24 protein-coding genes are annotated in these 25,384 nt (G+C 68.5%); 16 read left to right on the forward strand and 8 right to left on the reverse strand.

Going from position 1 to position 25,384, the window contains the following annotated elements; all coding sequences use genetic code 11:
* Nucleotides 1-38: 38 nt before the first annotated feature.
* Nucleotides 39-1,271 carry an MFS transporter gene (locus BN10_RS14630; protein ID WP_010852022.1) on the reverse strand — a complete coding sequence of 411 codons (1,233 nt, stop codon included), beginning with the start codon at nt 1,269-1,271 and terminating at the stop codon, nt 39-41.
* Between the two features lie 44 nt (nt 1,272-1,315).
* Nucleotides 1,316-2,824, reverse strand: a complete 1,509-nt coding sequence (locus BN10_RS14635) for an ABC transporter substrate-binding protein (RefSeq protein WP_156917256.1) — start codon at nt 2,822-2,824, stop codon at nt 1,316-1,318.
* A gap of 267 nt (nt 2,825-3,091) precedes the next feature.
* Here BN10_RS14635 and BN10_RS14640 point away from each other — a divergent pair, with 267 nt between their 5' ends.
* The 3 genes from BN10_RS14640 (at nt 3,092) to tsf (ending at nt 6,459) form a co-directional block, all read left to right on the forward strand.
* Nucleotides 3,092-4,474 carry an amidase family protein gene (locus BN10_RS14640; RefSeq protein ID WP_040752008.1) on the forward strand — a complete coding sequence of 461 codons (1,383 nt, stop codon included), beginning with the start codon at nt 3,092-3,094 and terminating at the stop codon, nt 4,472-4,474.
* A 236-nt stretch (nt 4,475-4,710) separates the two neighbouring features.
* Nucleotides 4,711-5,580: a 30S ribosomal protein S2 gene (rpsB, locus tag BN10_RS14645; RefSeq protein WP_010852025.1), complete on the forward strand. Its 870-nt coding sequence runs from the start codon at nt 4,711-4,713 to the stop codon at nt 5,578-5,580.
* A gap of 48 nt (nt 5,581-5,628) precedes the next feature.
* A complete protein-coding gene (gene tsf, locus BN10_RS14650) occupies nt 5,629-6,459 on the forward strand; it encodes a translation elongation factor Ts (RefSeq protein WP_010852026.1) in 831 nt (276 codons plus the stop codon).
* A 68-nt stretch (nt 6,460-6,527) separates the two neighbouring features.
* Here the strand turns inward: tsf and BN10_RS14655 are convergent, their stop codons facing one another.
* A complete protein-coding gene (locus BN10_RS14655) occupies nt 6,528-7,058 on the reverse strand; it encodes an NUDIX domain-containing protein (RefSeq protein ID WP_010852027.1) in 531 nt (176 codons plus the stop codon).
* 66 nt (nt 7,059-7,124) lie between these two features.
* Between BN10_RS14655 and pyrH the strand changes: the two genes are divergently transcribed.
* The 5 genes from pyrH (at nt 7,125) to BN10_RS14680 (ending at nt 11,879) form a co-directional block, all read left to right on the forward strand.
* A complete protein-coding gene (gene pyrH, locus BN10_RS14660) occupies nt 7,125-7,874 on the forward strand; it encodes a UMP kinase (RefSeq protein ID WP_010852028.1) in 750 nt (249 codons plus the stop codon).
* Between the two features lie 99 nt (nt 7,875-7,973).
* A complete protein-coding gene (gene frr, locus BN10_RS14665; RefSeq protein ID WP_010852029.1) occupies nt 7,974-8,531 on the forward strand; it encodes a ribosome recycling factor in 558 nt (185 codons plus the stop codon).
* Nucleotides 8,532-8,534: 3 nt separating this feature from the next.
* Complete coding sequence (locus tag BN10_RS14670; protein ID WP_010852030.1) at nt 8,535-9,461, forward strand: phosphatidate cytidylyltransferase; 927 nt, start codon at nt 8,535-8,537, stop codon at nt 9,459-9,461.
* Between the two features lie 8 nt (nt 9,462-9,469).
* Complete coding sequence (gene rlmN, locus BN10_RS14675) at nt 9,470-10,672, forward strand: 23S rRNA (adenine(2503)-C(2))-methyltransferase RlmN (RefSeq protein ID WP_233354339.1); 1,203 nt, start codon at nt 9,470-9,472, stop codon at nt 10,670-10,672.
* A gap of 19 nt (nt 10,673-10,691) precedes the next feature.
* Nucleotides 10,692-11,879, forward strand: a complete 1,188-nt coding sequence (locus BN10_RS14680) for a monooxygenase (RefSeq protein ID WP_233354341.1) — start codon at nt 10,692-10,694, stop codon at nt 11,877-11,879.
* 19 nt (nt 11,880-11,898) lie between these two features.
* Here the strand turns inward: BN10_RS14680 and BN10_RS14685 are convergent, their stop codons facing one another.
* Nucleotides 11,899-13,011 carry an LOG family protein gene (locus tag BN10_RS14685; RefSeq protein ID WP_156917257.1) on the reverse strand — a complete coding sequence of 371 codons (1,113 nt, stop codon included), beginning with the start codon at nt 13,009-13,011 and terminating at the stop codon, nt 11,899-11,901.
* Nucleotides 13,012-13,071: 60 nt separating this feature from the next.
* On the opposite strand from BN10_RS14685, the gene BN10_RS14690 reads away from it, so the two are divergent.
* The 8 genes from BN10_RS14690 (at nt 13,072) to BN10_RS14725 (ending at nt 20,097) form a co-directional block, all read left to right on the forward strand.
* Nucleotides 13,072-13,395, forward strand: a complete 324-nt coding sequence (locus tag BN10_RS14690; protein ID WP_040752010.1) for an ATPase domain-containing protein — start codon at nt 13,072-13,074, stop codon at nt 13,393-13,395.
* Nucleotides 13,396-13,603: 208 nt separating this feature from the next.
* Nucleotides 13,604-14,071 carry a ribonuclease domain-containing protein gene (locus tag BN10_RS14695; RefSeq protein WP_010852036.1) on the forward strand — a complete coding sequence of 156 codons (468 nt, stop codon included), beginning with the start codon at nt 13,604-13,606 and terminating at the stop codon, nt 14,069-14,071.
* Nucleotides 14,068-14,415, forward strand: coding sequence for a barstar family protein (locus BN10_RS14700; protein WP_010852037.1), 348 nt, complete (start codon nt 14,068-14,070; stop codon nt 14,413-14,415). Before BN10_RS14695 ends, BN10_RS14700 begins: the two co-directional genes overlap by 4 nt.
* Before the next feature lie 23 nt (nt 14,416-14,438).
* A complete protein-coding gene (gene dxr, locus BN10_RS14705; RefSeq protein ID WP_040752012.1) occupies nt 14,439-15,626 on the forward strand; it encodes a 1-deoxy-D-xylulose-5-phosphate reductoisomerase in 1,188 nt (395 codons plus the stop codon).
* Nucleotides 15,623-16,987, forward strand: coding sequence for a M50 family metallopeptidase (locus tag BN10_RS14710; protein WP_010852039.1), 1,365 nt, complete (start codon nt 15,623-15,625; stop codon nt 16,985-16,987). The genes dxr and BN10_RS14710 overlap by 4 nt, the downstream gene beginning before the upstream one ends.
* A gap of 47 nt (nt 16,988-17,034) precedes the next feature.
* The gene (ispG, locus tag BN10_RS14715; protein ID WP_040752014.1) at nt 17,035-18,195 is read left to right on the forward strand and encodes a flavodoxin-dependent (E)-4-hydroxy-3-methylbut-2-enyl-diphosphate synthase; all 1,161 of its coding nucleotides are present in this window, start codon (nt 17,035-17,037) and stop codon (nt 18,193-18,195) included.
* A gap of 145 nt (nt 18,196-18,340) precedes the next feature.
* Entirely contained in the window at nt 18,341-19,195 is an 855-nt protein-coding gene (locus tag BN10_RS14720; RefSeq protein WP_010852041.1) for a GNAT family N-acetyltransferase, read from the forward strand.
* Nucleotides 19,196-19,221: 26 nt separating this feature from the next.
* Nucleotides 19,222-20,097: a GNAT family N-acetyltransferase gene (locus BN10_RS14725; protein ID WP_010852042.1), complete on the forward strand. Its 876-nt coding sequence runs from the start codon at nt 19,222-19,224 to the stop codon at nt 20,095-20,097.
* Nucleotides 20,098-20,214: 117 nt separating this feature from the next.
* On the opposite strand, the gene BN10_RS14730 is transcribed toward BN10_RS14725, so the two are convergent.
* The 4 genes from BN10_RS14730 to BN10_RS14745 form a co-directional block, all read right to left on the reverse strand.
* Nucleotides 20,215-21,330 carry a substrate-binding domain-containing protein gene (locus BN10_RS14730; RefSeq protein WP_010852043.1) on the reverse strand — a complete coding sequence of 372 codons (1,116 nt, stop codon included), beginning with the start codon at nt 21,328-21,330 and terminating at the stop codon, nt 20,215-20,217.
* A 64-nt stretch (nt 21,331-21,394) separates the two neighbouring features.
* Nucleotides 21,395-22,678, reverse strand: a complete 1,284-nt coding sequence (gene mmsB, locus BN10_RS14735; protein ID WP_010852044.1) for a multiple monosaccharide ABC transporter permease — start codon at nt 22,676-22,678, stop codon at nt 21,395-21,397.
* A gap of 19 nt (nt 22,679-22,697) precedes the next feature.
* A complete protein-coding gene (gene mmsA / locus BN10_RS14740) occupies nt 22,698-24,299 on the reverse strand; it encodes a multiple monosaccharide ABC transporter ATP-binding protein (RefSeq protein WP_040752016.1) in 1,602 nt (533 codons plus the stop codon).
* A 117-nt stretch (nt 24,300-24,416) separates the two neighbouring features.
* Nucleotides 24,417-25,384: ROK family protein (locus BN10_RS14745; RefSeq protein WP_051369739.1), on the reverse strand; the 968-nt coding region annotated here is incomplete at its 5' end.

The following is a 25,384-nucleotide window of genomic DNA, read 5'->3' on the forward strand; positions in this document are numbered from 1 at the left end:
AGCCTTCGGTATGCCGGTGGGCTGGGACCGTCCCCGCCTCACGCCTCGGTGTGCGCGATGTGGTCGAGCTGGCGCCAGACCAGGGCCAACGTCACCCCGGCCCCGACGAAGGCGAACCAGAAGGGTGCCGCGACACCCCACTTCGTGGCGATGAGGCCGCCGAGGAACTGGCCGACCAGTAACCCGGTCGTCATGCCGAAGAAGTAGACCGACCCGACGCGTCCCTGGAAGGCGTCCGGGGTGGCGCGCATCCGCACGGCATTGGAGACCGAGCCCCACACGAAGGCGTAGCAGCCGAAGACGAACATGAGGCTGAGTGCGACCACCAGGTGCGTGGTGAAGGCGAGCGCCAGGTGGAGCAACACCTCGAGGGTGAGGCAGGCCTTCATCAGGGTCGCCAACGACACGCGCCGCTCGAGGCGGTCGTAGCCGAGGACGGCGAGGACCCCGCCGATGCCAACCGCGGTCGAGAGCAGTCCGAAGCCGACGGCATCGACGCCGAGGCGGTCCTGCGCCCAGAGGACGAGGATTCCCCAGGGTGCCCCCCACGTGAGGTTGAAGACGAAGATGACCAGGGAGAGCGTCCGGATGGCTCGGTTGTGCCGGATCCACCGCAACCCCTCGACGATGTCGTGTCCGATGTGCTGCTGAGTCGGCGCCTCAAGGCGCGCCGGCAACTCGATCCGGGTGAAGAGCCAGGCGCCCAGGAGCACTGCGGCCGCCTGAGCGCCGAAGGGGAGCACCATCCCCACCGCGAAGAGGAAAGCCCCGATCGGGGGGCCCAGGAGTTCGTTGGCGACGAGGTAGCCGGCCATCGACCGAGCACTCGCGATCCCGAGATCCGCCTTGGGCACGATCATCGGGATGACCGCCCGAGTGCCCGAGTCGGCGAACTGCTCAGCCACGCCGACGAGCAGGAGCGCCGTCAACACCGCCCAGATCGATACCCGACCAGTGACGATGGTGGCCGCGAGCCCGGCGATGACCAGCGCCCGCAGCACGTTCGCGATGACCACGAGGCGACGACGGTCGACCCGATCGGCCAGCGCGCCGGCATACAAGCCGATGACGAGGTTCGGGAGGCGTTGCACGATGGCCGCCGCCGCGATGAGGGTCGGGTTGCGGGTTTGCGAGGCGACCAGCAGTGGGCCGGCGGCCAGCGCGATCCCATCGCCGATGTTGCCGACCCAGGTCGATGCGAGGTTCCACCGGAAGGGCACCCCCATCCGCGGGGGAGCGATGAGATCGATGATCCGGCGAACAGGAGACACGCGCAGACACTAACTGCGCAGTGCGTCCCGTCACCCCGCACTCCTCAGGTGGTGCTGGGCTCCCGAACGAAGCCGCTCACATCCCACGTCCCGCCACGGAAGGTGTGGACGGTGGCATCGACGACGGCTCGGTCCCCGAACGTATCGAAGGAGACAGGACCGGTCAGGCCAGCAAAGGAAACCGCCTGCAGCGCGTCCCGCACCGCCGCCCTGGACGCATCAGGGCCCGCGGAACGTATCGCAAGAATCAGGGCAGCGGTGGCGTCGTAGGCCTGGACCGCAGTAGCGCCCTCCAAGCGGGGTGGCCTCCCGCCAGCCAGCAGGCGGCCGGACACGGCAGGCGTGATGGTGACGTCACCGTCCCGAGCGGCTTCGACAAAGGGTCCGGAGAAGATCTCATCCCCGCCGACCATGGGGCCGGTGAAACCGGCAGCGGTCAGCGCCGACCGCAGTTGCTTGCCCTGCGGTGACAGCCCCCCGAACACCACGGCTTGTGCCCGGCTGTCCTTGATCCTCGCGACGGCATCGGAGTAGTCGGTCGTGACCTTCGGGAGGGTCAACGTGGTGGTCACCTGCCCCCCCAGGGCCACGAAGCGCTCCGCAAACGTGCTCACGACGGTGGTGCCGTACCAATCGGTTTCGGACAGGGTCGCGACACGGGAAATGCCCAGCCCGGCGCAGACGAACTGGGCCAGGATCGAGCCTTGGACCTGGTCGGGGGTGGTGACCCGGAAGAAGCCCGGCCACGGACGCTTGGGTGCCGCTGCGTCGTTGCCATGTGTCATCCCCGGCGCGGTCGAGCCGGGGGAGATCACGGCCAGATCCCCGACGAGAGGCAACACCTGCTCCGCGACGTCGGAGTTCATGGGCCCGATGATTCCGACTGCCTTCGTGGCGGACACCTCGGACGCGGCCTGTCCGCCCATACTCGGGTTGCCCTGGTCATCGTGGGCATCGAGAGTGAACCTCACGCCTGGGACGATGTCGTTGGTGTTGGCATCAGCGATCGCTGCCTGAGCCCCCTGGATGACCTGTTGTCCCAGTCCTGAGCGATCGCCGGTGAGGGGTCCGATGAGCCCGACGGTCACTGTCCGTCCGGCTGCATCGCTCGAACCCGATGTGCCCGCGGGCGGTCCGAGGGGTTGGCCAGTCCCGGCGACCACCTGACTCGGCGGGTGGACCTGGCAGGGCGAAGCCGTCGCTGCCGGGGATGCCACGGGAGACGCAGGACGCGCCGCTGACGGGATGGCGTCCTTCGGACGCGGATCTGCGGGGCCGCGCCCGAGGACAAACCACGCGGCCAGGCCGATGACCGCGATGAGTGCCGTCGCCAGGGCCGACGCCAACCACACCTTGGACCTCGAAGGTGGTCCTTCAGTCGTCGTGGGTGCTGCGATCTGGGAGCCAACTCCCACCTCGAGGACCGATTCGGCGACGGGGAGGTCGGAGCGCTGCTGGGTTGGTGTCTGCGGCTCGCTCTCGGGGATGGGCTCGACGAAGACGGGCAGGTGGGTCCGAGGCAGGGTCGCTGCCGGTGGCTCGCTCTCGGGCATGGGGAGGATGCCACTGTGCAGCAAGAGACCGCACTGGACGCAGAGTTCGGCGTCGTCGTCGTTCGACTGGCCACACCAACCGCAGAACACGACCCGCGCCTCCCAAACCAGCGCCGGAGGCGCACACGAGTGCCAGCCAAGGGCGAATCCACGGGAGGATCAAGTCGCCAGAAACGGGGACACGCTCAGGATGGGCGCGCCCCGTGCCCGTGGCCGAGAACGTCGTCGGACCGCGGTCCGACCGTGCCATAGCCTCGCAGGGTGCACATGGCCGAGTCCGAGCAGTCCGCCGTCGACATCGCGACCGCCGTGCGTTCCGGCGCGACCACCGCCCGAACGCAGGTGGAGGCGGCGCTGGCTCGGCTCGAGGAGCGCAACCTCGAGGTCAACGCCTTCACGACGATCCGCCGCGACGAGGCGATGGCCGAGGCCGACGCCCTCGACGCCTGGGGAGTGGGGCATGACGGCCCCCTGGCCGGAGTGCCGGTCGCGGTCAAGGAGGAGTACGACGTCACCGGCACCGTCACCACCCTGGGTGGGTGTGGCAACTCGACACCCAAGATCCGGGACAGTGAGGCCATTCGCCGCCTGCGAGCGGCCGGCGCCATCATCATCGGCAAGACGACGATGCCCGAGTTCGGTCAGTTCCCGTTCACCGAGTCGATGGTCACGGGCATCACCCGCAACCCCTTCAACCCCGGTCGAACCGTCGGCGGCTCCAGTGGGGGCTCGGCCGCGGCCGTCGCGGCGGGGATCGTGCCGATCGCGCTGGGAGCCGACGGCGGAGGGTCGATCCGGATCCCGGCCGCCTGCACGGGACTGATCGGACTGAAACCCTCCCGCGGCCGGATCTCGTTGGCCCCCAACGCCATGCACTGGTACGCGCTCGTCGTCCTCGGCGGCCTGACCCGCACCGTCCACGACTCGGCAGTTCTCCTCGACGTCCTGGCCGGCGCCACCGAGGTCGACCGCTTCCGGCTCGACCCACCCACGATGTCGTATGCCGCGGGGCTCGGTGAGCCCCTCCCTCGCCTTCGCGTGGCGTGGACGACCAAGCCGGTGATGCCGGGGATCAGCACGCAGGCGCCGGTCGCTGCGGCGGTCGAGGACATGGCGCGACGGATCGGCGCGCTCGGACACCGGGTCGAGCACGTGTGGCCACGATGGCCGTCACCGACCGATGCCTTCGTGCCGCAGTTCTATGCGGGGATGCGGGAGGAAGCGGAGTCGGTGGAGCACCCGGACCGGCTCGAGCCACGCACCCGCCAGACGGTGGCCCTCTCACGGTGGGCGACGCCGCGCGTGGTGGACCGGGCGATGCGTCGCGGCGAGGCGATCGCTGATGCCCTCGACGCCCGAGTGCTCGGGGCCGCCGACGTGCTGGTCCTGCCGGTCATGCCCGGTATCGCCCCGCGCGTGGGCCTGCTCGACGACCTCGACACGATCCGCGCCCAACTCGCCACCGTCCCGCATGTCGCGAACCTGGCGATCTTCAACGTGAGCGGTCACCCGGCGATCTCGGTGCCCGCCGGGTTCGACGAGCACGGTGTGCCGATCGGCGCCCAGATCGTTGCGCGCCGCGGTCGTGAGGATCTCCTCTTGCGCCTGGCTGCCGAGCTCGAGGGCGCCGGAGCGCTCGCGCGGTCCTGAGCACCCGCCGGGCTCCCGTAGACTGGTCGGTGCACCCGGCTGTGTCGGGTGACTTCGCGTGTCCCTGACCGGTGACGAGGAACTCCTCCGAATCGGGACCAGAGCCGACAGTGCGTAGGCCGTGTGTCGGGCGCCCGCCTGGCCCCGCGGCATACGTCCGGACTCTCGTCGGGACACCAGGCAGGCGACCACAACCCCGTGGCTGCCGTCGCAACTGTGAGCAAGGAGAACACGGCATGGCCGTCGTCACCATGCGCCAGCTCCTCGAGAGCGGCGTCCACTTCGGGCACCAGACCCGTCGCTGGAACCCCAAGATGAAGCGCTTCATCATGACCGAGCGCAATGGCATCTACATCATCGACCTGCAGCAGTCGGTCAGCTACATCAACAGCGCCTACGAGTTCGTCAAGGAGACCGTCGCCCACGGCGGCACCATCCTGTTCGTCGGCACCAAGAAGCAGGCCCAGGAGCCGATCGCCGAGCAGGCGACCCGCGTGGGGATGCCCTATGTCAACCACCGTTGGCTCGGTGGCATGCTCACCAACTTCCAGACGATCTCCAAGCGCCTCACGCGCCTCAAGGAGCTCGAGGAGCTGAACTACGACGACGTGGCCGCCAGCGGCTACACCAAGAAGGAACTCCTCATCTTCAAGCGCGAGCGCGACAAGCTCGAGAAGACTCTGGGCGGCATCCGCACGATGGCCAAGGTCCCCTCGGCCGTCTGGATCGTCGACACCAAGAAGGAGCACCTGGCGGTCGACGAGGCCAAGAAGCTCGGCCTGCCGGTCATCGCGATCCTCGACACCAACTGCGACCCCGACGAGGTCGACTACAAGATCCCCGGCAACGACGACGCCATCCGCTCGGTCACCCTGCTGACCCGCGTGATCGCCGACGCCGTCGCCGACGGCCTGGTCTCGCGCAGCGGCGCCAAGACCGAGGGTGACGCGCAGACCGCCGAGGAGCCGCTGGCCGAGTGGGAGCGCGAGCTTCTCGGTGCCGACGACGCCGCGCCGGCCGTTGCCGCCCCGGCCGAGGCCGAGGCCGCTCCGCTCGAGGAGCCGGTCGCCGAGGTCGCCGAGGCCGAGGTCCCGGCCGAGAGCTGACCTTCGCAGAACACCCCTTCTCACGCACGAAAGAGCGAAACCACACTCATGGCGAACTACACCACCGCTGACATCAAGGCGCTCCGCGAGAAGACTGCGGCCGGCATGATGGACGTCAAGAAGGCCCTCGACGAGGCCGACGGCGACCTGGCCAAGGCCGAGGACATCCTGCGCGTCAAGGGCCTCAAGGGCGTCACCAAGCGCGAGGGCCGCACGGCCTCCAACGGCCTGGTCATCGCCGAGGCCGGTGACGGCGTCGGCACCCTCGTGGAGGTCCTCTGCGAGACCGACTTCGTCGCCAAGGGCGAGCGTTTCGGCGAGCTCGCACAGCAGGTCCTCGACCAGGCCGTGGCCACCAAGGCCGCGGACGCGCAGGACCTGCTGTCGAGCACGCTCCCGGACGGCCAGACCGTCCAGGAGCTCGTCGACGCAGCCAACGCGACGATCGGCGAGAAGATCGAGATCAAGCGCGTTGCGCGCATCGAGGCCCCGCACGTCGTGGCCTACCTGCACAAGACGAGCCCCGACCTGCCCGCGCAGATCGGTGTCCTCTTCGGTTCCGAGGGTGGCGACGACGCGATCGGTCGCGATGTCGCGATGCACATCGCGGCTTTCGCCCCGTCGGTGCTGACCCGCGACGAGATCGACCCCGCGACGGTCGAGCACGAGCGCAAGGTTGCCGAGGAGACCGCCAAGGAGGAGGGCAAGCCAGAGGCCGCCCTCCCCAAGATCATCGAGGGTCGCGTCAACGGCTTCTTCAAGGAGGCCGTGCTGCTCGAGCAGGCCTTCGCCAAGGACGCCAAGAAGTCCGTCCAGAAGGTCCTCGACGAGGCCGGGGCCACCGCGAGGGGCTTCGCCCGCTTCCGCGTCGGCGCCTGACGGCTCCCGCCCCACGGCACCTGGTATGCCGCCCGCTCACCTCGAGCGGGCGGCATACCCATGTGTCGTCAGAGGCGACCGAGGGCGAGGGCGGCGTACATCAGGGCGGCAACGGTCTCGCCATCGCAGATCTCACCGGTCCGGACCATCTCCATCACCCCGGGCCAGGGCACGGTGCGCACCGCGCTGATTCCTTCCTCCTGGGCGCCATGTGCCTCGGCCCTGCTCAGGCCGGTGGCGAGGAAGACCACTTCCGGCGCGCGACAGATGCCGTTGAGGGCGTTCATCCGCCCGATCTCGCGCCACTGCCGTGCCCGATACCCGCTCTCCTCCTCGAGTTCGCGCTGGGCCGCGACCAGAGGCTGTTCGCCATCGGTGCCACCAGCTGGCACCTCCAGCCCGGGGCCGGTCGTGTGTCGATCCAGCTGGACGAGCACCACCTCGTCGGCGTCGGTGATCGCCACGACGAAGACCGAGGCATGACGGACCGTGACGACTCCGTAGACCCCTTCCGATCCGTCGGGCATCTGGACCACATCCTCACTCACTTCGATCCATCGATTCGCATAAGCGGTGCGGGAGGCGGAGGTCGGCCACATGGCCGTGATGCTAGGCCCGGTGGCGTGTGGAAGGATCGCTGACGCCCCCGATCAAGGAGAACGTCCGTGACCACGGTTACCCCGGAGTCCACCGCCCTCGGCGCCAGTCGTCCCCGTCGGGTTCTGCTCAAACTGTCCGGTGAAGCGTTCGGAGGGGGAGCCGTCGGAGTCGACCCGGACGTGGTGCGGGGAATTGCCCGGCAGATCGCGGCCGGCGTCCGCGAGGGAGTTGAGGTCGCAGTCGTCGTCGGCGGCGGCAACTTCTTCCGCGGGGCCGAGTTGCAGCAGAAGGGGATGGAGCGCTCGCGCGCCGACTACATGGGCATGCTGGGCACCGTCATGAACTGCTTGGCCCTCCAGGACTTCCTCGAGAAGGAGGGCATCGACACCCGGGTCCAGACGGCCATCACGATGGGTCAGGTCGCCGAACCCTACATTCCGCGGCGCGCCATTCGCCACCTCGAGAAGGGCCGGGTCGTCATCTTCGGGGCCGGCGCCGGTATGCCGTACTTCTCGACCGACACGGTGAGTGCCCAGCGGGCCCTGGAGTGTCAGTGCGACGAGGTCCTCATGAGCAAGCACGGTGTCGATGGCGTCTACGACTCCGATCCTCGGACCAATCCCGACGCCAAGCGTTACGACCGGCTCAGTTTCACCGAGGCGCTCCGCTCCGGCCTCAAGGTCGTCGATGCTGCCGCCTTCAGCCTGTGCATGGAGAACAAGCTGCCGATGGTGGTCTTCGGCATGGATGGCGAGGGCGACATCACCCGCGCCCTGCGTGGGGACCGGATCGGCACGCTGGTCTCGCCGAGCTGACCCGCGAGCACCCGCCGGTTTGAGAGACTGGCACCTGACAAGAGACAAAGCAGAGGTGACCGGTGACCGCACCGGCGCGACGAAGGAGACCTGAGCGCGATGATCGACGAGAGCCTGTTCGAGGCCGAGGAGAAGATGGAGAAGGCCGTCGAGGTCGCCAAGGAGCGCTTTGCCGGCATCCGCACGGGTCGCGCTCATCCGGGAATGTTCCAGAAGCTCCTCGTCGATTACTACGGCGCGCCGACCCCGCTGCAGCAGCTCGCGTCCTTCCAGACGCCCGAGGCCCGCACCATCATCATCAGCCCCTTCGACAAGTCCTCGATGCACGCCATCGAGAAGGCGATCCAGCAGGCCGACCTCGGCGTGAACCCCTCCAATGACGGCAACATCATCCGGTGTGTCATGCCTGCGCTCACCGAGGAGCGGCGCAAGGAGTACATCAAGATGGCCAAGCACGAGGCCGAGGAGGCTCGTGTCTCGGTCCGCAACATCCGCCGCCACGCCAAGGAAGCGATCGAGAAGTTCGTCAAGGACGGCGAGGTCGGCGAGGACGATGGCACTCGGGGTGAGAAGGACCTCGAGCAGTTGACCAAGAAGTTCGTCGACCAGGTCGACGACCTGGTCAAGCACAAGGAAGCCGAGCTCCTCGAGGTCTGAGCGTTGAGCCAGGGCCCGGAGACGACGACGTCGGACCAGCCGTCCGACGTCGTCGTCGACCCCACGGGTCCGGCTGACGACGCCCCCTCGACTCCCGAGGTCGCCGCCCCCAGGAAGTCCCGGGCCGGACGGGACCTACCGGCGGCGATCGGGGTGGGCGTCGGCCTGGGCGCGCTCGTGCTCGCCTCACTGCTCATTCGCAAGGAGTTCTTCCTCCCGCTGCTCGTCGTGGCGATCTGCCTGGGTGCCTGGGAGATGCGTCGAGCGCTGCAGTCTGCCCGGATCAACGCACCGATCGTGCCGATCCTCCTCGGGGCGGTCAGCATGCTCATGGCTGCCTACGTGCGCGGGGCCGAGGCGTTGGCCATCACCTTCGGCCTGACCGCCACCGGCATCATCGTCTGGCGCGCGGCCGAGGGGGCTCGCGGCGCCTTGCGCGACATCGGCGGCGGACTCTTCGTCGCCTTCTACCCGTGCCTGATCGCGGGCTTCGCCTCGCTCCTGCTGGCCGAGCCCGACGGGCACCTGCGGATTGTCTTCTTCGTCCTCGTCACGGTCTTCTCCGACATCGGGGGGTATGCCGTGGGGGTGCTCTTCGGGAAACACCCCATGGCGCCCTCGGTGAGTCCGAAGAAGTCGTGGGAGGGCTTTGCCGGGGCGGTCGTCGTCTGCACGATCGTCGGGGCCACGTCGATGCATTACATGCTCGGGGGTCGGTGGTGGGTCGGGGCTGTGATCGGCGCCGTCGCGGCCGCCGTCGCAACGATCGGTGACCTCATCGAGTCGAGCCTGAAGCGCGATCTCGGGGTCAAGGACATGGGCAACCTGCTGCCCGGCCATGGCGGCATCATGGACCGCCTCGACTCCCTCGTCCTCACCCTGCCGGTCATCTGGGGCCTGCTCTGGTGGCTGGCCCCGGCGGCTGGATGAGCCCTGACATGGACATCCCAGCAGGCAACCGCCCCGTTCCCGGTCAGTTGACGATGGTCGCGCCGCGCCGCGGCAAGCCACCGCGTCATCTGGCCGACCTCACCGTGGCCGAGCGACGGGCTGCCGTCGAGGAGTTGGGCCACAAGGCCTTCCGTGCCAACCAACTGTCGACGCACTACTTCGAGCGGATGACCATCGACCCGGGCGACATGACCGACCTCCCGGCGGCCGTGCGCTCCGACCTTGTCGACGCACTCCTGCCGACCCTGCTCACCCCCGTTCGCACCCTCTCCGCGGACGACGGTGCCACCCTCAAATCCGTCTGGCGCCTCCACGACGGTGCCCTCGTCGAGTCGGTGCTCATGCGCTATCCGCGCCGAGTCACCCTCTGCATCTCCTCGCAGGCTGGTTGTGGCATGAACTGCCCGTTTTGTGCCACCGGCCAGGCCGGCCTGACCCGCAACATGTCCACCGCGGAGATCGTCGAGCAGGTCGTCGACGCCAACCGGCGCCTTCGGGAGGGCTTGATGGATCGGGCGACGGTCGCCGACGACGGCCACGCCGAACTCGGTGACGAGTCCGAGATCAAGGACGCCCCGCAGACCGGCCCGCTGCGGGTCTCCAATGTCGTCTTCATGGGGATGGGCGAGGCCCTGGCCAACTACAAGGCCGCCATCGGGGCGATCCGGCGCCTGGTCGACCCGTCGCCGGCCGGGTTGGGAATGAGCGCTCGGGGCCTGACGATGAGCACCGTGGGTCTCGTGCCCGGGATCGACCGACTGGCCACGGAGGGCATCCCGGTCACGCTCGCCCTGTCCCTCCACGCACCCGATGACGAACTGCGTGACACCCTCGTGCCGATCAACACCCGATTCAAGGTGGACCAAGCCCTCGATGCCGCCCGCCGCTATTTCGAGGTGACCAAGCGGCGGGTGAGCATCGAGTACGCCCTCATCCGGGACATCAACGACCAGGCCTGGCGGGCCGACCTCCTCGGGAAGAAGCTGGCCGCCCGGGGGCGTGGCTGGGTTCACGTCAACCCGATCCCGCTGAATCCGACACCTGGTTCGAAGTGGACTGCCAGTCGCCCCGGCGTCGAGCAGCAGTTCGTCGAGCGGCTGCGCGCCCACGGCATACCGACCACCGTGCGCGACACCAGAGGCTCCGACATCGACGGGGCCTGTGGTCAGCTGGCTGCCGCCTCCGGGTGAGGTGACCTACCCTTCCTCCATGCGCTCCGTGAGGCTGGGTCCGATGGTGGCGGCGGTCACTGTCGGCCTGCTGCTCACGGCCTGCGGTTCCGGGCCGCTGCCGAGCAACCTCGCGGCCAAGGAGGGGCACCAGGTCGAGCACGCGAGTTCCGCAAGTCCCTCGGCGTCGGAGAGCCTGCCCCAGACACCGCTGCGCGCCGGGGAGCACTTCGTGGAGTTGAAGACACCGGCGGACTACCGTCCCACCCCCAAGGCCGGGAGCACCGACGACTACCGATGCTTCCTACTCGACCCGGGACTCACCGAGCCAGAGCTGGTCAGCGGAGTCAACATCATCCCCGGCAACCCGAACATCGTGCATCACGTGATCGTCTCCCAGGTGCCGGCATCCCAGGTGGCCAGAGCCCAGGCACTCGATGCCGCGGATGCCGGCGACGGGTGGACCTGCTTTGGGGGCACCGGGATCGGAGGCGTCGGAGGTCGCAATCTCGACAAGTCGGATTGGGTCGGCGCCTGGGCCCCGGGCGGTGGCGAGCGCGTGATGTCCGAGGACGTCGGGATCCCGCTTGAGGCCGGCACCCAGGTCGTCGTCCAGATGCACTTCAACACCCTCACGGGTGGGGGCGCCGACACCTCACTGGTGCGGCTGCGACTGTCCCCGGCGGCCGGGTCGGCCAAGAAGGCCCTCAACACCATGCTGCTGCCCGCGCCGGTGGAGTTGCCCTGTCGGCTGGGGCACACCGAGAGCCCGCTGTGCGACCGAGCGGCGGCCATCGACGACGTCAAGACCAGATTCGGGGAGACGGTCGCGACGGCCGACCTCCTCCACGTCCTGTGCGGAGGCGACCCGATCGGCGACACCCAACAGTGCACCCGCTCCGTGCGTGAGCCGATGGTCATCCGTGCGGCCGCCGGCCACATGCACCTGCTCGGCCGGTCGATCACCATCGATGTCGACAAGGGCACCCCGCAGGCCAAGCGGATCCTCGACGTCCCGGTCTACGACTTCGACGACCAGGGCTCGCGCGCGTTGAGTGAGCCCGTGACCCTGCAGAAGGGGCAGACCCTGACGGTCACCTGCACCCACGACCAGTCGTTGCGGGACCAACTCCCCGCCTTTCAGGGAACTCCCGAACGTTATGTCGTCTGGGGTGAAGGAACCACCGACGAGATGTGCTTGGGCATCGTCCTCTGGCACGCCCCCTGATCTCCTTGTGCGCCCACCGTCAGGAGTCGAGCAGGCCCACAACCTCCTCGAGGTCATCGGTGAGGTGCAGCCGTGAGGAGAAGGCCCGGCCCTGCGCCAAGGTGGTGAGCAGCGGCCACACCGGCACCGTGCGGGTCCAGTGCTCGACGCCGACGAGCACCAGGGCGGCGACGGGCGACATGCCGGTGTCGTAGTAGCGCGGAGTCACCGCCTGAAAGACCTCCTGCACTGTCCCGGCGGCTCCCGGGAGGACGACCACACCACCGGTGGACAGCGCGAGCAGGCCGTCCTCTCGCAGGGCGTTGGAGAAGTACTTGGCGATGCCGTCACAGAAGACATTGGGCGGCTCATGGCCGTAGAACCACGTGGGGATGCCGATGCTGCGGGGGGCGGCCGGCGGTGTCGTGCCGGAGCCGAGGGCCGCGCGCACCTGGAAAGCCACGTCGGCCCACGCGGTGATGTCCGTGAAGGTCGGCACCGCGCCCAGCGCGTCGAGAGCCGCGGTGAGGTCTCGCCCCGTCCCGGCATACGCCCCGAGATTGGCCGCCTCCATGGCACCCGGGCCACCCCCGGTGAGGACGACACGCCCCGCCGCGGCGAGAGCCTGGCCCAGCCGCGCGGCCGTCGTGAAGTCCTTCGTGCCACGGCGGACCCCGTGCCCACCCATGACCCCGACTGCTGCGCGTCCGTCGAGGGCCTCCCCGAGCGCATCGCTCATCGCGTCGTCGTGCAGTGCCCGCACCGCGGTGACGAGGGCGTCGCTGGCCAGATCGGCGTTCTGGGCCCAGTCGTAGGCGCGGGCGTCGGGCGTCGTGGCATACCCCTCGTCGAGCCCCTTGTAGAGGTCGGCCGGTTGGTAGAGCTCCGCGCGATAGGGGTGGACCGGCGCGTCCGGGACGTCCGGGAAGACAATCGCCCCATGCGCGGTCAGGTGACGCGCGACCTTGGCCTGAAGTGCGCCCCCCAGCACGGCCAGGCCGCGCAGGTCCGTGCGGGCGAGAAACTCGTGCCGGAAGCCGCGCAGATCCATGCCCTGCAGGCGCACGCCGCGGAGCGAAAGCCCTGCGGTCAGGTGTGCCCGCAAGGTGGCCGCGTCGTGGATCTCCAGACTCCGATGGTGAGGCCGCCGCATGGTCCGCATCGTAGATCTCTCGGGCTGGATCATTTCGCGGACAACGGTGGGGCCTGCGTGATGGACTTCCAGCATGCCGGACAGTGGCTCTGGTGGCGCGCCGCGTCGGGAGGGGTCCGGCACACGGTGGCCACCCTGCTCACCCGCACCGACGCCATGTTGCGGGAGGGTCGGGCCCCGGGAGCAACGGTGTGGCCCACCAGTTTCGGCCGCCTCGACGGCGTTCTCGGGGGCGGCGTGCGCTCGGGGGAACTCGCGCTCATCGCCGGGTCACAGGGGCAGGGCAAGACGACGTTCGGGCTCCAGATGCTGCGCCAGGTCGCCACGATTGGTCGACCGGCCGGGCCGACATCGTGGCCCGAGAGCATCTGGTCTATGACCTGACCCGGATGGATCGCTATCGGGAGTGGGTCGTCGTGTCCGTGGAGTAGAACCGACACGGCAACGACAACGTGGTGCTGGAGTTCGGGAAGGACTTCGCCCATGGGCGATTCCACCCCGAAGGTCGCCCCGTCGAGGAACGCCTCATCGAGGAGCGCGTCTTCCGCGAGTAGGGGCTCGTGCGCGCCGATCGATGGCCCGGTCGCGCACAATGGCCTGCGTGAACGCCCGCACCGGTCAACGCTCGGCGTGGACCGTGTGGGTTCCGCTCCTCGTCGTGGCGGCACTGGTCGTCGGCCTGTGGTGGTGGACCGGTCATCGATCGACAGAATCCCTGCCCCGGCCGACGAGCATCGTGGCAACGCCCGACAGTGGGGCGGCAACGCCCGACAGTGGGCTGGCCACCATCGAGGAGTCCCGGTTGCCATCCCAGGCCAAGGACACCCTGGCCCTGATCCGCGCCGGCGGACCCTATCCCTATCGACAGGATGACGGCGTCTTCGGCAATCGCGAGGGTCTGCTCCCGCGGCAGCCGAGCGGCTACTACCGCGAATACACCGTCGTCACACCGGGTTCCGATGATCGAGGACCTCGCCGAATCATCTCCGGCGCCGACGGAGATCGCTACTGGACTGCCGATCACTACGCGTCGTTCCGACAGATCAAGGAGGGCCGATGATCCGCACGATCGGGCCGAAGGTCGACCTTGCCGGCCTCATCGCCGATGCGATCGAGGAGGGACGAGAAGTGCATGTCGTCGAGGCGACCGAGACCAAGCAGGGCACGCTCGAGGCTTTTGCCGAGGCACTCGACTTCCCCGGCTGGTTCGGGCACAACCTCGATGCCCTTGCCGACTGCCTCGACCATCTTGCCGAGCACGCGACCCAGCCCTGGGAACTCATCGTCGACCACGTGGCGGCACTTCGGGCAGCCGACGACCCGGCATACACGGGTTTGCACCTGGTGCTCGCCGACCTCACCCTCAGGCACCCCTCGATCCACGTGACCCTGCTCGCGCGGTGAGGTCGGTGGGGGAGAATGCCCCGGTGATCTCCCGCACCGTCAGCATCCTCGGCTCGACCGGGTCGATCGGCACCCAGGCCCTCGACGTCATCGGGCGCAACCGTGACCGCTTCACGGTTCGAGCACTCGCCGCCGGCGGCAATATCGACCTCTTGGCTCGCCAGGCCGTCGAGTTCGAGGTGCCCTTCGTCGCCGCGGCGGCCGGCAGCGTCCAGGACCTGCGCTCCGCGCTCGCCTGGTATGCCGCGGGCGCCGGCCGCGCGGCATACGCACCCGAGGTGGTGGTCGGGGCGGACGCCGCCACGACCGTGGCTGCCATCGGTGCCCACGTCGTCCTCAACGGGATCACCGGAGCGATCGGCCTGCGCCCGACCCTCGCCGCCCTGGCGTCCGGCGCGACCCTTGCCCTGGCGAACAAGGAGTCCCTCATCATCGGTGGCGACCTCGTGCGGGCCGCGGCGCGACCCGATCAGATCGTGCCCGTCGACTCGGAGCACTCGGCGATCGCGCAGTCGCTGCGCGGCGGCCGTCGCGAGGAAGTCCGGCGACTGGTCGTCACCGCCAGTGGGGGACCCTTCCGCGGCTGGTCTCGCGAGCAATTGCGCGAGGTGACGCCCGAGCAGGCGCTCGCGCACCCGAACTATGCGATGGGCAAGGTCATCACCACGAACTCGGCAACCCTGGTCAACAAGGGCCTGGAGGTCATCGAGGCGCACCTGCTCTTCGACGTGCCCTTCTCTGCCATCGACGTCGTCGTGCACCCGCAGCAGTGGATTCACTCGATGGTCGAGTTCCGCGACGGCTCGACCATCGCCCAGATGGGACCGCCACGGATGCTCGTGCCGATCGCGCTCGGCCTGTCCTGGCCGGATCGCCTCGACGACATCGACGAGCCGTGCGACTGGTCGCGCGCACAGGCCTGGGAGTTCCATCCGCTCGACGACGACGCCTTCCCCGCCGTCCGGCTGGCGCGGCAGGTGGGGGAGGCCGGCGGCACGGCCCCGGCGGTCTACAACGCCGCCAACGAGGTGTGTGTCGAGGCCTTCCATGGCGGCCGGATCAGCTTCCTCGACATCGTCGACACGGTGGCTCGCGTGGTCGAGGCGCATGATGGGAGTGATCACGACTCCTCGAGCGTTGAGGGGGTGCTGCGCGCTGACACCTGGGCGCGGGAGCGTGCCACGGCGATCGTGGAGAAGGGGAACCGATGAGCTGGTTGGCCTACGCGGCGGGGGTGCTCATCGCCGCGCTGGGTGTGGCGTTGTCGATCGCGCTGCATGAAGTGGGGCACCTGGTGCCGGCCAAGCGCTTCGGAGTGCGGGTGACTCAGTACATGGTCGGCTTCGGGCCGACGGTCTGGTCGCGACGGCGCGGGGAAACCGAGTACGGACTCAAGGCCATCCCGCTCGGTGGCTACATTCGGATGATCGGGATGTTCCCGCCCAAGCCCGGGGACGCTCCGGGAACCATCCGGGCGACGAGCACGGGTCGGTTCAGCCAGTTGGCCGACGAGGCCCGCGCCGCGGCCCACGAGGAACTGCTCCCCGGTGACGAGAACCGCGTCTTCTACCGGCTGAGCACGCCCAAGAAGGTCGCGGTCATGCTCGGCGGACCACTCATGAACTTGCTGATCGCGGTCATCCTGCTCACCGGCATGGTGACCATCCATGGCACCGCCGAGACCGGGCAGGGCTCCCTGGTGGCCTCCGTCGCCCAGTGCGTCGTCCCGGTGACCGAGGCCGCGACGGCGACGACCTGCGAAGGGCGTCCGGGCACGCCCGCTGCTGCGGCCGGGCTGAAGCCGATGGACAAGGTCATCTCCATCGACGGCAGCCCGGTGACCTCGAGCGCCGATGTCAGCAAGCTGATCCGTCCCCGTCTGGACCAGCCGACGGCCATCGTCGTCGAACGCCAGGGCGAGCAGGTGAGCCTCACGGTCACCCCGATCGCCAACCAGGTGGCGACGTATGACGCCCAGGGAAACCCGGTTCTGGACGGCAACGGGCAGCCGGTGACGCAGACCGCCGGCTTCATCGGCATCTCCTCGGCGACGCCGATCGTCTATGTCCCGCAGTCGATCACCACCGTCCCCGGAATCGTCGGGGAGGGCCTGTGGCAGACCGCAGGTGCCGTCATCCGGATCCCGCAGAAGATGGTCGGCGTCTGGCAAGCCGCCTTCAGCGGTGAGGAGCGGGCCATCGACTCACCGATGTCGGTGGTCGGCGTCGGCCGGGTCGCCGGCGAGGTGAGCGCGGGAAAGCTCGACGTGATGATCGGTGAGCACACGGCGGACAAGTTCTGGTTCCTCGTCGGGCTGCTGGCCTCGCTCAACCTCATGCTCTTCGTCTTCAACCTCATCCCGCTCCTGCCCTTCGACGGCGGCCACATCGCTGGCGCGCTGTGGGAGGGCCTGAAGCGCACCGTCGCGCGCGTGCGCGGCGCCGCCGAGCCCGCCCACGTCGATGTCGCCAAGGGACTCCCGATCGCCTACGCCGTCTCGCTCGTCCTGATCGCGATGTCAGTCCTGCTCATCTACGCCGACGTCGTCAACCCGATCAAGCTCGGCGGCTGACCTCCACGCCGACAGATGGGGGGCGCGACATGCGGGATACTGGGGACATGAGTGTTGGACTTGGTATGCCGTCCCTGCCGCCCCCCGTGTTGGCCCCCCGCCGCAAGACGCGCCAAATCCAGGTCGGCACCGTTGGGGTGGGCAGCGACAGCCCCGTCAGCGTCCAGTCGATGACCACGACGCTCACCAGCGATGTCAACTCCACGCTTCAGCAGATCGCCGAGCTCACCGCTGCCGGCTGCGACATCGTGCGCGTCGCCTGCCCGAGCCAGGACGACGCCGACGCCCTCGCCGAGATCGCCCAGCACTCCAACATCCCGGTCATCGCCGACATCCACTTCCAGCCCAAATATGTGTATGCCGCGATCGACGCCGGCTGCGCGGCCGTCCGGGTCAACCCGGGCAACATCCGCCAGTTCGACGATCAGGTCGCCGAGATCGCCAAGCGCGCCAAGGCCGCCGGGACGAGCATCCGGATCGGCGTCAACGCCGGCAGCCTCGACAAGCGGCTGCTCGAGAAGTACGGCAAGGCGACGCCCGAGGCGCTCGTCGAGTCGGCCGTCTGGGAGGCCAGCCTCTTCGAGGAGCACGACTTCCACGACTTCAAGATCTCGGTCAAGCACAATGACCCGGTCGTCATGGTCAAGGCCTACGAGTTGCTCGCCGAGCGCGGCGACTGGCCGCTGCACCTGGGCGTCACCGAGGCGGGCCCCGCCTTCCAGGGCACCATCAAGTCGGCCACCGCCTTCGGCGCCCTGCTCTCCCGGGGGATCGGCGACACCATCCGTGTTTCCCTCTCGGCACCTCCCGTCGAAGAGGTGAAGGTCGGCATCCAGATCCTGCAGAGCCTGAACCTGCGCCCGCGCAAGCTCGAGATCGTCTCCTGCCCGAGCTGCGGCCGTGCCCAGGTCGATGTCTACAAGCTCGCCAACGAGGTCACCGCCGGCCTCGAGGGCATGACCGTCCCGCTGCGGGTCGCCGTCATGGGATGCGTCGTCAACGGTCCCGGCGAAGCCCGCGAGGCCGACCTCGGCGTCGCCTCCGGCAACGGCAAGGGCCAGATCTTCGTCAAGGGTGAGGTCATCAAGACCGTCCCCGAATCACAGATCGTGGAGACGCTCATCGAGGAGGCCATGCGCATCGCCGAGGAGATGGGTGAGCCACTGGACGAGGAGTCCGCAGGCGCACCCACCGTCTCGGTCTCCTGAACCTTCCGGCGGTATGCCGCGGGGCCGGGCTCCGCTCAACGCTCGCGGACCGTGGGTGTCCAGCACGCGGCATACCGTGTGGAGAGGGGCAACCCAACTGCGCGATCAGCGCGTTCGCTGCGAATCGTCGCCCTAGAGTGGGGGCGTGCTCCGCACACGCCCCGCCGTCAGGCCTCTGACGCCCGCCGACCGCGATGCCGCGCTGGCCCTCTGCGGCCGTGATCCGGCACGTCACCTCTTCGTCGCCGCCCGGATCGAGGAGTCGGCGCGCACTGGCTCGCTCTCGTCCGTGCTGGGCCATCGGGTGGACGGTGAACTCGATGCGATCTGTTGGGCCAATGCCAACATCGTTCCGGTCGAGACCGATGACTCGGCGCGAGCGGCGCTCGCCGAGAGGATGCGGAGTTGGCGTCCGAGTACCGCGTCGGTGCTGGGCCCACGGGAGGAGGTGCTCGACCTCTGGGACCGACTGGCGCGGCACTGGGGGCCACCGCGCGCCATTCGGGCCGACCAACCGTTGATGACCACAAGGACCAGGCCCTCGGCACGGGGTCTGGAGATCGACCATCGGGTTCGGCCGGCCTGGGATTCCGAAGTCGATGCCGTGCTTCCGGCCGCGACGCACATGTTCACCCATGAGATCGGCTATCCGCCCTATGTCGGGTCGTCGCGGGCCTACCGTGCGGCCGTGGCTGGACTGATCGCCCGCCGGCACACCTTCGTGCTCGTCGAGCAGGGGGAGGTGGTGTTCAAGACCGACATCGGGTCGCTCGCCCTCGGGTGTGCCCAGTTGCAGGGGGTGTGGCTCACCCCGAGGTTGCGGGGCCTGGGGCTCTCCGGGCCGCTGCTCGCGGCGGTTGTCGACCAGGTGCTCGACGGGCGGGTGGGTCCGGTGACCGAAGTCAGCCTCTACGTCAACGATTTCAACGTGGCGGCACTCGCCCTCTACGAGCGGATCGGTTTCACCACGGTGGGGACTTTCGCCACAGTCCTCCTCTAGAAGTTACCGGCTGGTAATATCGGAGCATGGTCAACCTTGTGTGGAGTGAACTCTCGCCGGACGACCTTGACGGGATCCGGGAGTTGGCCCGCGTCTGCCTGGCCGCGGACGGCGGGCTTCCGACCATGGCCGCGGACCCGAGCGTCCGGCGGTTCTATGACCACACGAACGGACTGGTCGGTCGCGACGCGACCGGGGACATCGTGGCCGTCGGTGCACTGGTTCGCGATCACGGCACGCACCTGACGGTGACCGGATTGGTCGATCCGTCCATTCGCGGCGCCGGGGTGGGAGAAGAGTTGCTCGCCTGGGGGCGAGCCCGCAATCCGCTGGTGCCCTTGCATTTGACGGTCGAGAACGACAGCGAGGCCTCGCGCGAGTTCGCCCACCGGACCGGACTCGTGCGGGTGTTCGCGGAGGACATCATGCGCCATGACCTGGGCGACATCCCGGTCGTGCCGCGCGACCCGGCCCTGATCGCCGTCCCTTGGGGCACGGACACACGGGCGGCCTTCCATCATGTCTGGCGGCAGTCCTTCGGCGAGCGGCCTGGTTTCACGGACCGCGACCTGGATGCGTGGGTCGCTTTCGTCGAGTCCGACCCGGAGTTTCTCCCTGCTGACTCCCGCCTCCTGCTCGACGGGGGTGACGCCGTGGCTTTCGTGACGGTTTCCCGAGACTGGATCGAGCAGTTGGGTGTCGTGCCGAGTCGCCGGGGCCATGGCCTGGGCGGCCATCTGATGGCCCGGTCCTTGACGGCCCTGCGCAAACTGGGGCGGCAGGAGGTGTGGTTGGCCGTCGCCGAGGAGAATGCCGACGCTCACCGGCTCTACGGCTCGCTGGGATTCGTGGATGTCGGCGTCCGGGCGCGCTATGTCGACGCGACGGTGGCGGCCGACTGATCGAGCGGCCCGGGTGGGGACAACCGCGGCAACTGGAAACAACGCCGGCAAGGGAAAGCGATTGGCCCCGGAGCCGAAGACTCCGGGGCCAATCTGTCGTGCAGGTGACGTGTCAGCTCACTTGGTGAGCGGCGACAGCGTCGGGTCGTTGGCGTAGGCCTCGGCCGCGTTCGCCTTGGTCACGATGACCGGGGCGAGCAGGTTGGCCGGAACGACCTTGACACCGTTGTTGTACGACTTCTCGTCGTTGACGTTCGGCTTCTCGCCCTTCTGGAGCGCCTCGACCATCTTGATGGTGTCGGCAACCAGGGTGCGGGTGTCCTTGTTGATCGTGGAGTACTGTTCACCGGCCATGATCGACTTGACCGACTCGACCTCGGAGTCCTGACCGGTGACGACGGGGATCGGCTTGCCGGCGGCCTTCACCGAGGTGATGATCGCGCGGGCCAACGTGTCGTTGGGGGAGAGAACGCCGTCGAGGGCGGTGTCGCCGGGGTAGGACGCGGCGAGCAGGGTGTCCATGCGCTTCTGCGCGTTCTCGGCCTTCCAGCCCTGGGTGACCGCTTGGTTGAAGTCGGTCTGGCCGGAGACGACCTTGAGCGTGCCATCGGCGATCTTCGGCTTGAGGACGTCCATGGCGCCGTCGAAGAAGACCTTGGCGTTGTTGTCGTCCGGGGAACCGGCGAAGAGCTCGATGTTGTAGGGGCCGTTCGGCTTCTTGGCCATCATGCCGTCGAGGAGGGCCTGGCCCTGGAGCTGACCGACCTTGAAGTTGTCGTAGGCGATGTAGTAGTCGACGTCCGCCGTGTTGGTGAGGAGGCGGTCGTAGGCGATGATCGTCGCGCCGGACTCCTTGGCGGCCTTGAGCTGGGTGCCCAGCTGCGAGCCGTCGATGGCGCCGACAACGATGACCTTGGCGCCCTTGGTGACCATGGCCTGGATCTGGTTCTGCTGCTCCGAGACGCCGCCGTTGGCGAACTGCACGTCGCCCTTGAAGCCGGCCGAGGTCAGGCCGTCGTTGAAGAGTTTCTCCGCGAGGACCCAGTTCTCCGAGGTCTTCTGGGGGAGCGAGATACCGATGACGGCGTCCTTGGCGAAGCCGCTGGCGGCGGCCGAGCCCGAGCCAGAGCCCGAGGTGCTGTCCCCGGTTGAACCGCTGTCGCTACGACCGCAGCCCGTGAGCGCCAGACCCGCGACCGCCGTGACGGCGAGGACCTTGGTCAGTGCACGCATGCTTTCCTTCTCTCTTTCCTGTGCCGTGCCGGGGTCCCGGTACGGGCGTTGGTGGGGGAGGGACTCAGCCCTCGGTGCGGGTGGTCTCGGACAGCGACGACGTCGCATCCGCGGCCGGGTTGTTGGTGGCAGCCGGCGCGGCGGAGTCCGAGCCCTTGCGATTGCGCATCAGCAGGCCGGTGATCGACGGCTTGCCCTGGCTCTTGTTGTAGACGTCGAAGAGGACGGCGGCGAGCAGGACCAAGCCCTTGATGACCGACGTCGCGTCGGCGCCCACGCCGAGGATCTGCAGGCCGTTGTTGAGGACGGCCATGACCAGACCACCCACGATCGACCCGATGACCGTGCCCACGCCACCGGTGACGGCCGCGCCACCGATGAAGACGGCGGCGATCGCGTCGAGCTCCCAGCCGACACCGTCGAAGGGGCCGGAGGCGGTGGACCGCGCAACGAACATCATGCCGGCAAGGGCCGAGAGAACCGCCATGTTGCACATGACGAAGAAGTTGATCTTCTTGCTCTTCACACCCGAAAGCTCCGCGGCGTGGCGGTTGCCGCCGACGGCGTAGATGTGGCGGCCGAGGACGGTCTTGCTCGAGATGAAGCCGTAGATGAGGACGAGCGCGACGAGGATCAGGCCCGAGACGGGGAAGCCCTTTCGACCCGAGGCGATGAGCAGCATCGTGCCCATGATGACCAGGCAGATGAGGGCCAGCCGGGTCCACATGACCCAGGCCTCCTCGACCTCGGCGTTGATCTTGACCAGTCGCGCCCGGCTGCGGATCGCGCCGAACACGATGGCGGCACACCCCAGGATGCCGAGCAGGATGGTCAGGTTGTTGTAGCCGGTGTTGGGGCCGACCTCGGGGAGGGAGCCGGCGCCGATGACCTGGAAGGCCTCGGGCACGGGCACGGTGAGGGACTTGCCGACCCACTGGTTGGCTCCCCGGAAGATGAGCATTCCGGCGAGGGTGACGATGAAGGCCGGGATGCCGAGGTAGGAGACCCAGAAACCCTGCCAGGCGCCGACGAGGCCGCCGATGACCAGGCCGAGCAGGATGCCGAGCCACCAGGGGATGCCCCAGTCGCGGATCCCCATGGCGACGACGATGCCGACGAAGGCGGCGATCGACCCGACGGAGAGGTCGATGTGGCCGGCGATGATGACGAGCACCATGCCGATGGCCAGCACCAGGATGTAGGCGTTGCCCTGGATGATGTTGTTGACGTTGTTCGGGTCCAGGGTCAGACCGGTCTTGATCTGGAAGAACACGATGAGCGCGATGAGCGCGAAGATCATGCCGAGCTGGCGGGTGTCGCCGCCGAAGATCTTCTTGATGGCAGTCATGTCAGGTCCTTCGTCGTGGTCAGGCCGACAGGCCGGGGTCGTGGGCGGGTTCCTCGTCGAGGGCGACGCCCCCGGCTCCGGAGGTCTTGGTCATCAGCCGCATGAGCGACTCCTGGTCGGCTTCCTCCTTGGTCAGGCAGCCGGTGATGGCTCCCTCACAGATCGTGTAGATGCGGTCCGAGAGACCCAGCAGCTCCGGGAGCTCGGACGAGACGACAATGACACCCTTCCCCTGGTCGGCCAGGCGCTGGATGATCCCGTAGATCTCGTACTTGGCCCCCACGTCGATGCCGCGGGTGGGCTCGTCGAGGATGAGCAGCTCGGGCTCGGTGAAGAGCCACTTGGCCAGGACGACCTTCTGCTGGTTGCCACCGGAGAGCTTGGCCACGCCTTCCTCGACGCTCGGCGTCTTGGTGCGCATCTCCTTGCGGTACTCCTCGGCGAAGCGGAACTCCTCGGTCTCGCTGACGACCAGGTTGTGGGTGATCCGCTTGAGCTTGGCGGCCACCGTCGTGGTCTTGATGTCGTCGAGGAGGTTCAGCCCCAGGGTCTTGCGGTCCTCGGTGACATAGGCGATGCCGGCGTCGATCGCGTCGGAGACCGACTTGAGCTGGCGTTCCTTGCCGTTGAGCGTGAGGGTGCCGCCGAGGAAGGTGCCATAGGAGCGGCCGAAGATCGAGCGCATGAGCTCGGTGCGGCCCGCGCCCATGAGGCCGGCGAAGCCGACGATCTCGCCCCGCCGCACGGTGAAGGCGCTGTTCTTGGCCACCAGCCTGTCGGTGCGGGTGGCGTGCTGGACGTTCCAGTTCTTGATCTCGAAGAGCACGTCCCCGATCTGCGGGGTGTGGTCGGGGAAGCGCGACTCCAGGTCGCGGCCGACCATGCCCCGGATGATGCGGTTCTCGTCGACCCCGTCTTCACGCACGTCGAGGGTCTCGACCGACTTGCCGTCGCGGATGATGGTGATGGAGTCCGAGATCTGCTCGATCTCGTTGAGCTTGTGGCTGATCATGATGCAGGTGACGCCCTTGCTGCGCAGGCCGTCCATGATCGAGAGCAGGTGCTGGGAGTCGCTCTCGTTGAGCGCCGAGGTGGGCTCGTCGAGGATGAGGAGCTTGACGTCCTTGGACAGCGCCTTGGCGATCTCGACGAGCTGCTGCTTGCCGACCCCGATGTCCTTGATCTTGGTGTTGGGGTCTTCGCTCAGGCCCACCCGGGCGAGAAGCTCGGTGGCGCGCTGCTGGGTGAGGACCCAGTCGATGACGCCGCGCTTGCGCTGCTCGTTGCCCAGGAAGATGTTCTCGGCAATGGAGAGCTCGGGGATGAGCGCCAGCTCCTGGTGAATGATGACGATCCCGGCCTTCTCGGAGTCGTTGATGTTCTGGAAGGTCACCGGGTGGCCCTCGAACAGGATCTCGCCGTCATAGCTGCCGACCGGCCAGACCCCCGACAGGACCTTCATCAAGGTCGACTTCCCCGCGCCGTTCTCGCCGCAGATTGCGTGGATCTCACCGCGGCGGACGAGCATGTTGACGTTGCTGAGCGCCTTGACGCCGGGGAACTCCTTGGTGATGTTCCGCATCTCCAGGATGACCTGCCCTGCGGGCACGGTTCTCCCCATTTGCTCCGAAGCCGCCACCGGCGTACCTCCCCGTCGAGGAATTGTTGCGGGGGTGAACTTATTCCGAAGTCCGCGTGTGCGCAAGACGAACACGCTCCGTCTCGCGCTACGGAATGGTCACGATCTCTCCGTCCAGCTGCTGGGCGCCGCGGCGACCGCCTCAAGCACGCTCAGGGCCGCGCCCCGCAGGCTCGCCAGCTCCGTCACCAGGGCGCGCTCGACCCGGACCGGGGCCCAGCGGGCCGCCATCACGCGCCGGTCGACCTCGCGCTGCACGGTGGGCGCCACCCAGGCGAAGAGGTCGGCATACATGCTGCCCAGGACCACGACCTCGACGTCGACGATGTTGACCATCGTCGCCGCGCCCAGGCCGATGGCGCGGGCCGCGACGTCGACTGCGGTCACAGCCTTGGTATGGCGCTCCCGCGCGGGCTCGTCGGCGCCCTCCGGCACCTCGCCCAATGCCTCCAGCAGCGACTCGATGCGAGCCGTGGGGGCCAGGCCGGCCTGGGTCATCACGATGTGGCGCCCGGCGTACTGCTCGAGGCAGCCGTTGGCGCCGCACGCGCAGTCCGGGCCGAGCGGGTCCATGGGGGAGTGGCCGATCTCGCCGACCCAACCGTGGACGCCGCCGGCCAGGAACCCATGACGGATGACCGCGCCCCCGAGCCCGACATTGCCCGCGACATAGACGAAGTCCTCGTCGGCGACCGCGTGCTCCGCGGCGCGGGCGCGGGCCTGGCACTCGGCACGGGCGGCGAGGTCGGCGTCATTGCCGACCGACCAGGAGAGGTCGACCAGGCCGCTCCCGGTCCGCACCAGGTCGAGCGCGGGCACCTCCTGCCAGCCCAGGTTGGGGGCGAAGCGGGTCATCCCGGAGGCGTCGACGATGCCGGGCAGGGCCAGGCAGGCGCCTGCCGGCGTCATACCGCTGCCGGTCACCTCGCCCACCACCTCACGCACCATGGCGGAGAGCCGGGCGAGGGTGCGCTGCGGGTCGCTGCCGCGCAGGTCGCGCTCCACGACGCGCTGGTTGACCGCCCGTCCGCTGAGGTCGATGGCGGTCACCCCGAGCCGGTCGACCG

It is taken from the genome of Phycicoccus elongatus Lp2, from assembly GCF_000367525.1.
In the GTDB taxonomy this organism is placed as follows: Bacteria; Actinomycetota; Actinomycetes; order Actinomycetales; family Dermatophilaceae; genus Phycicoccus_A; species Phycicoccus_A elongatus.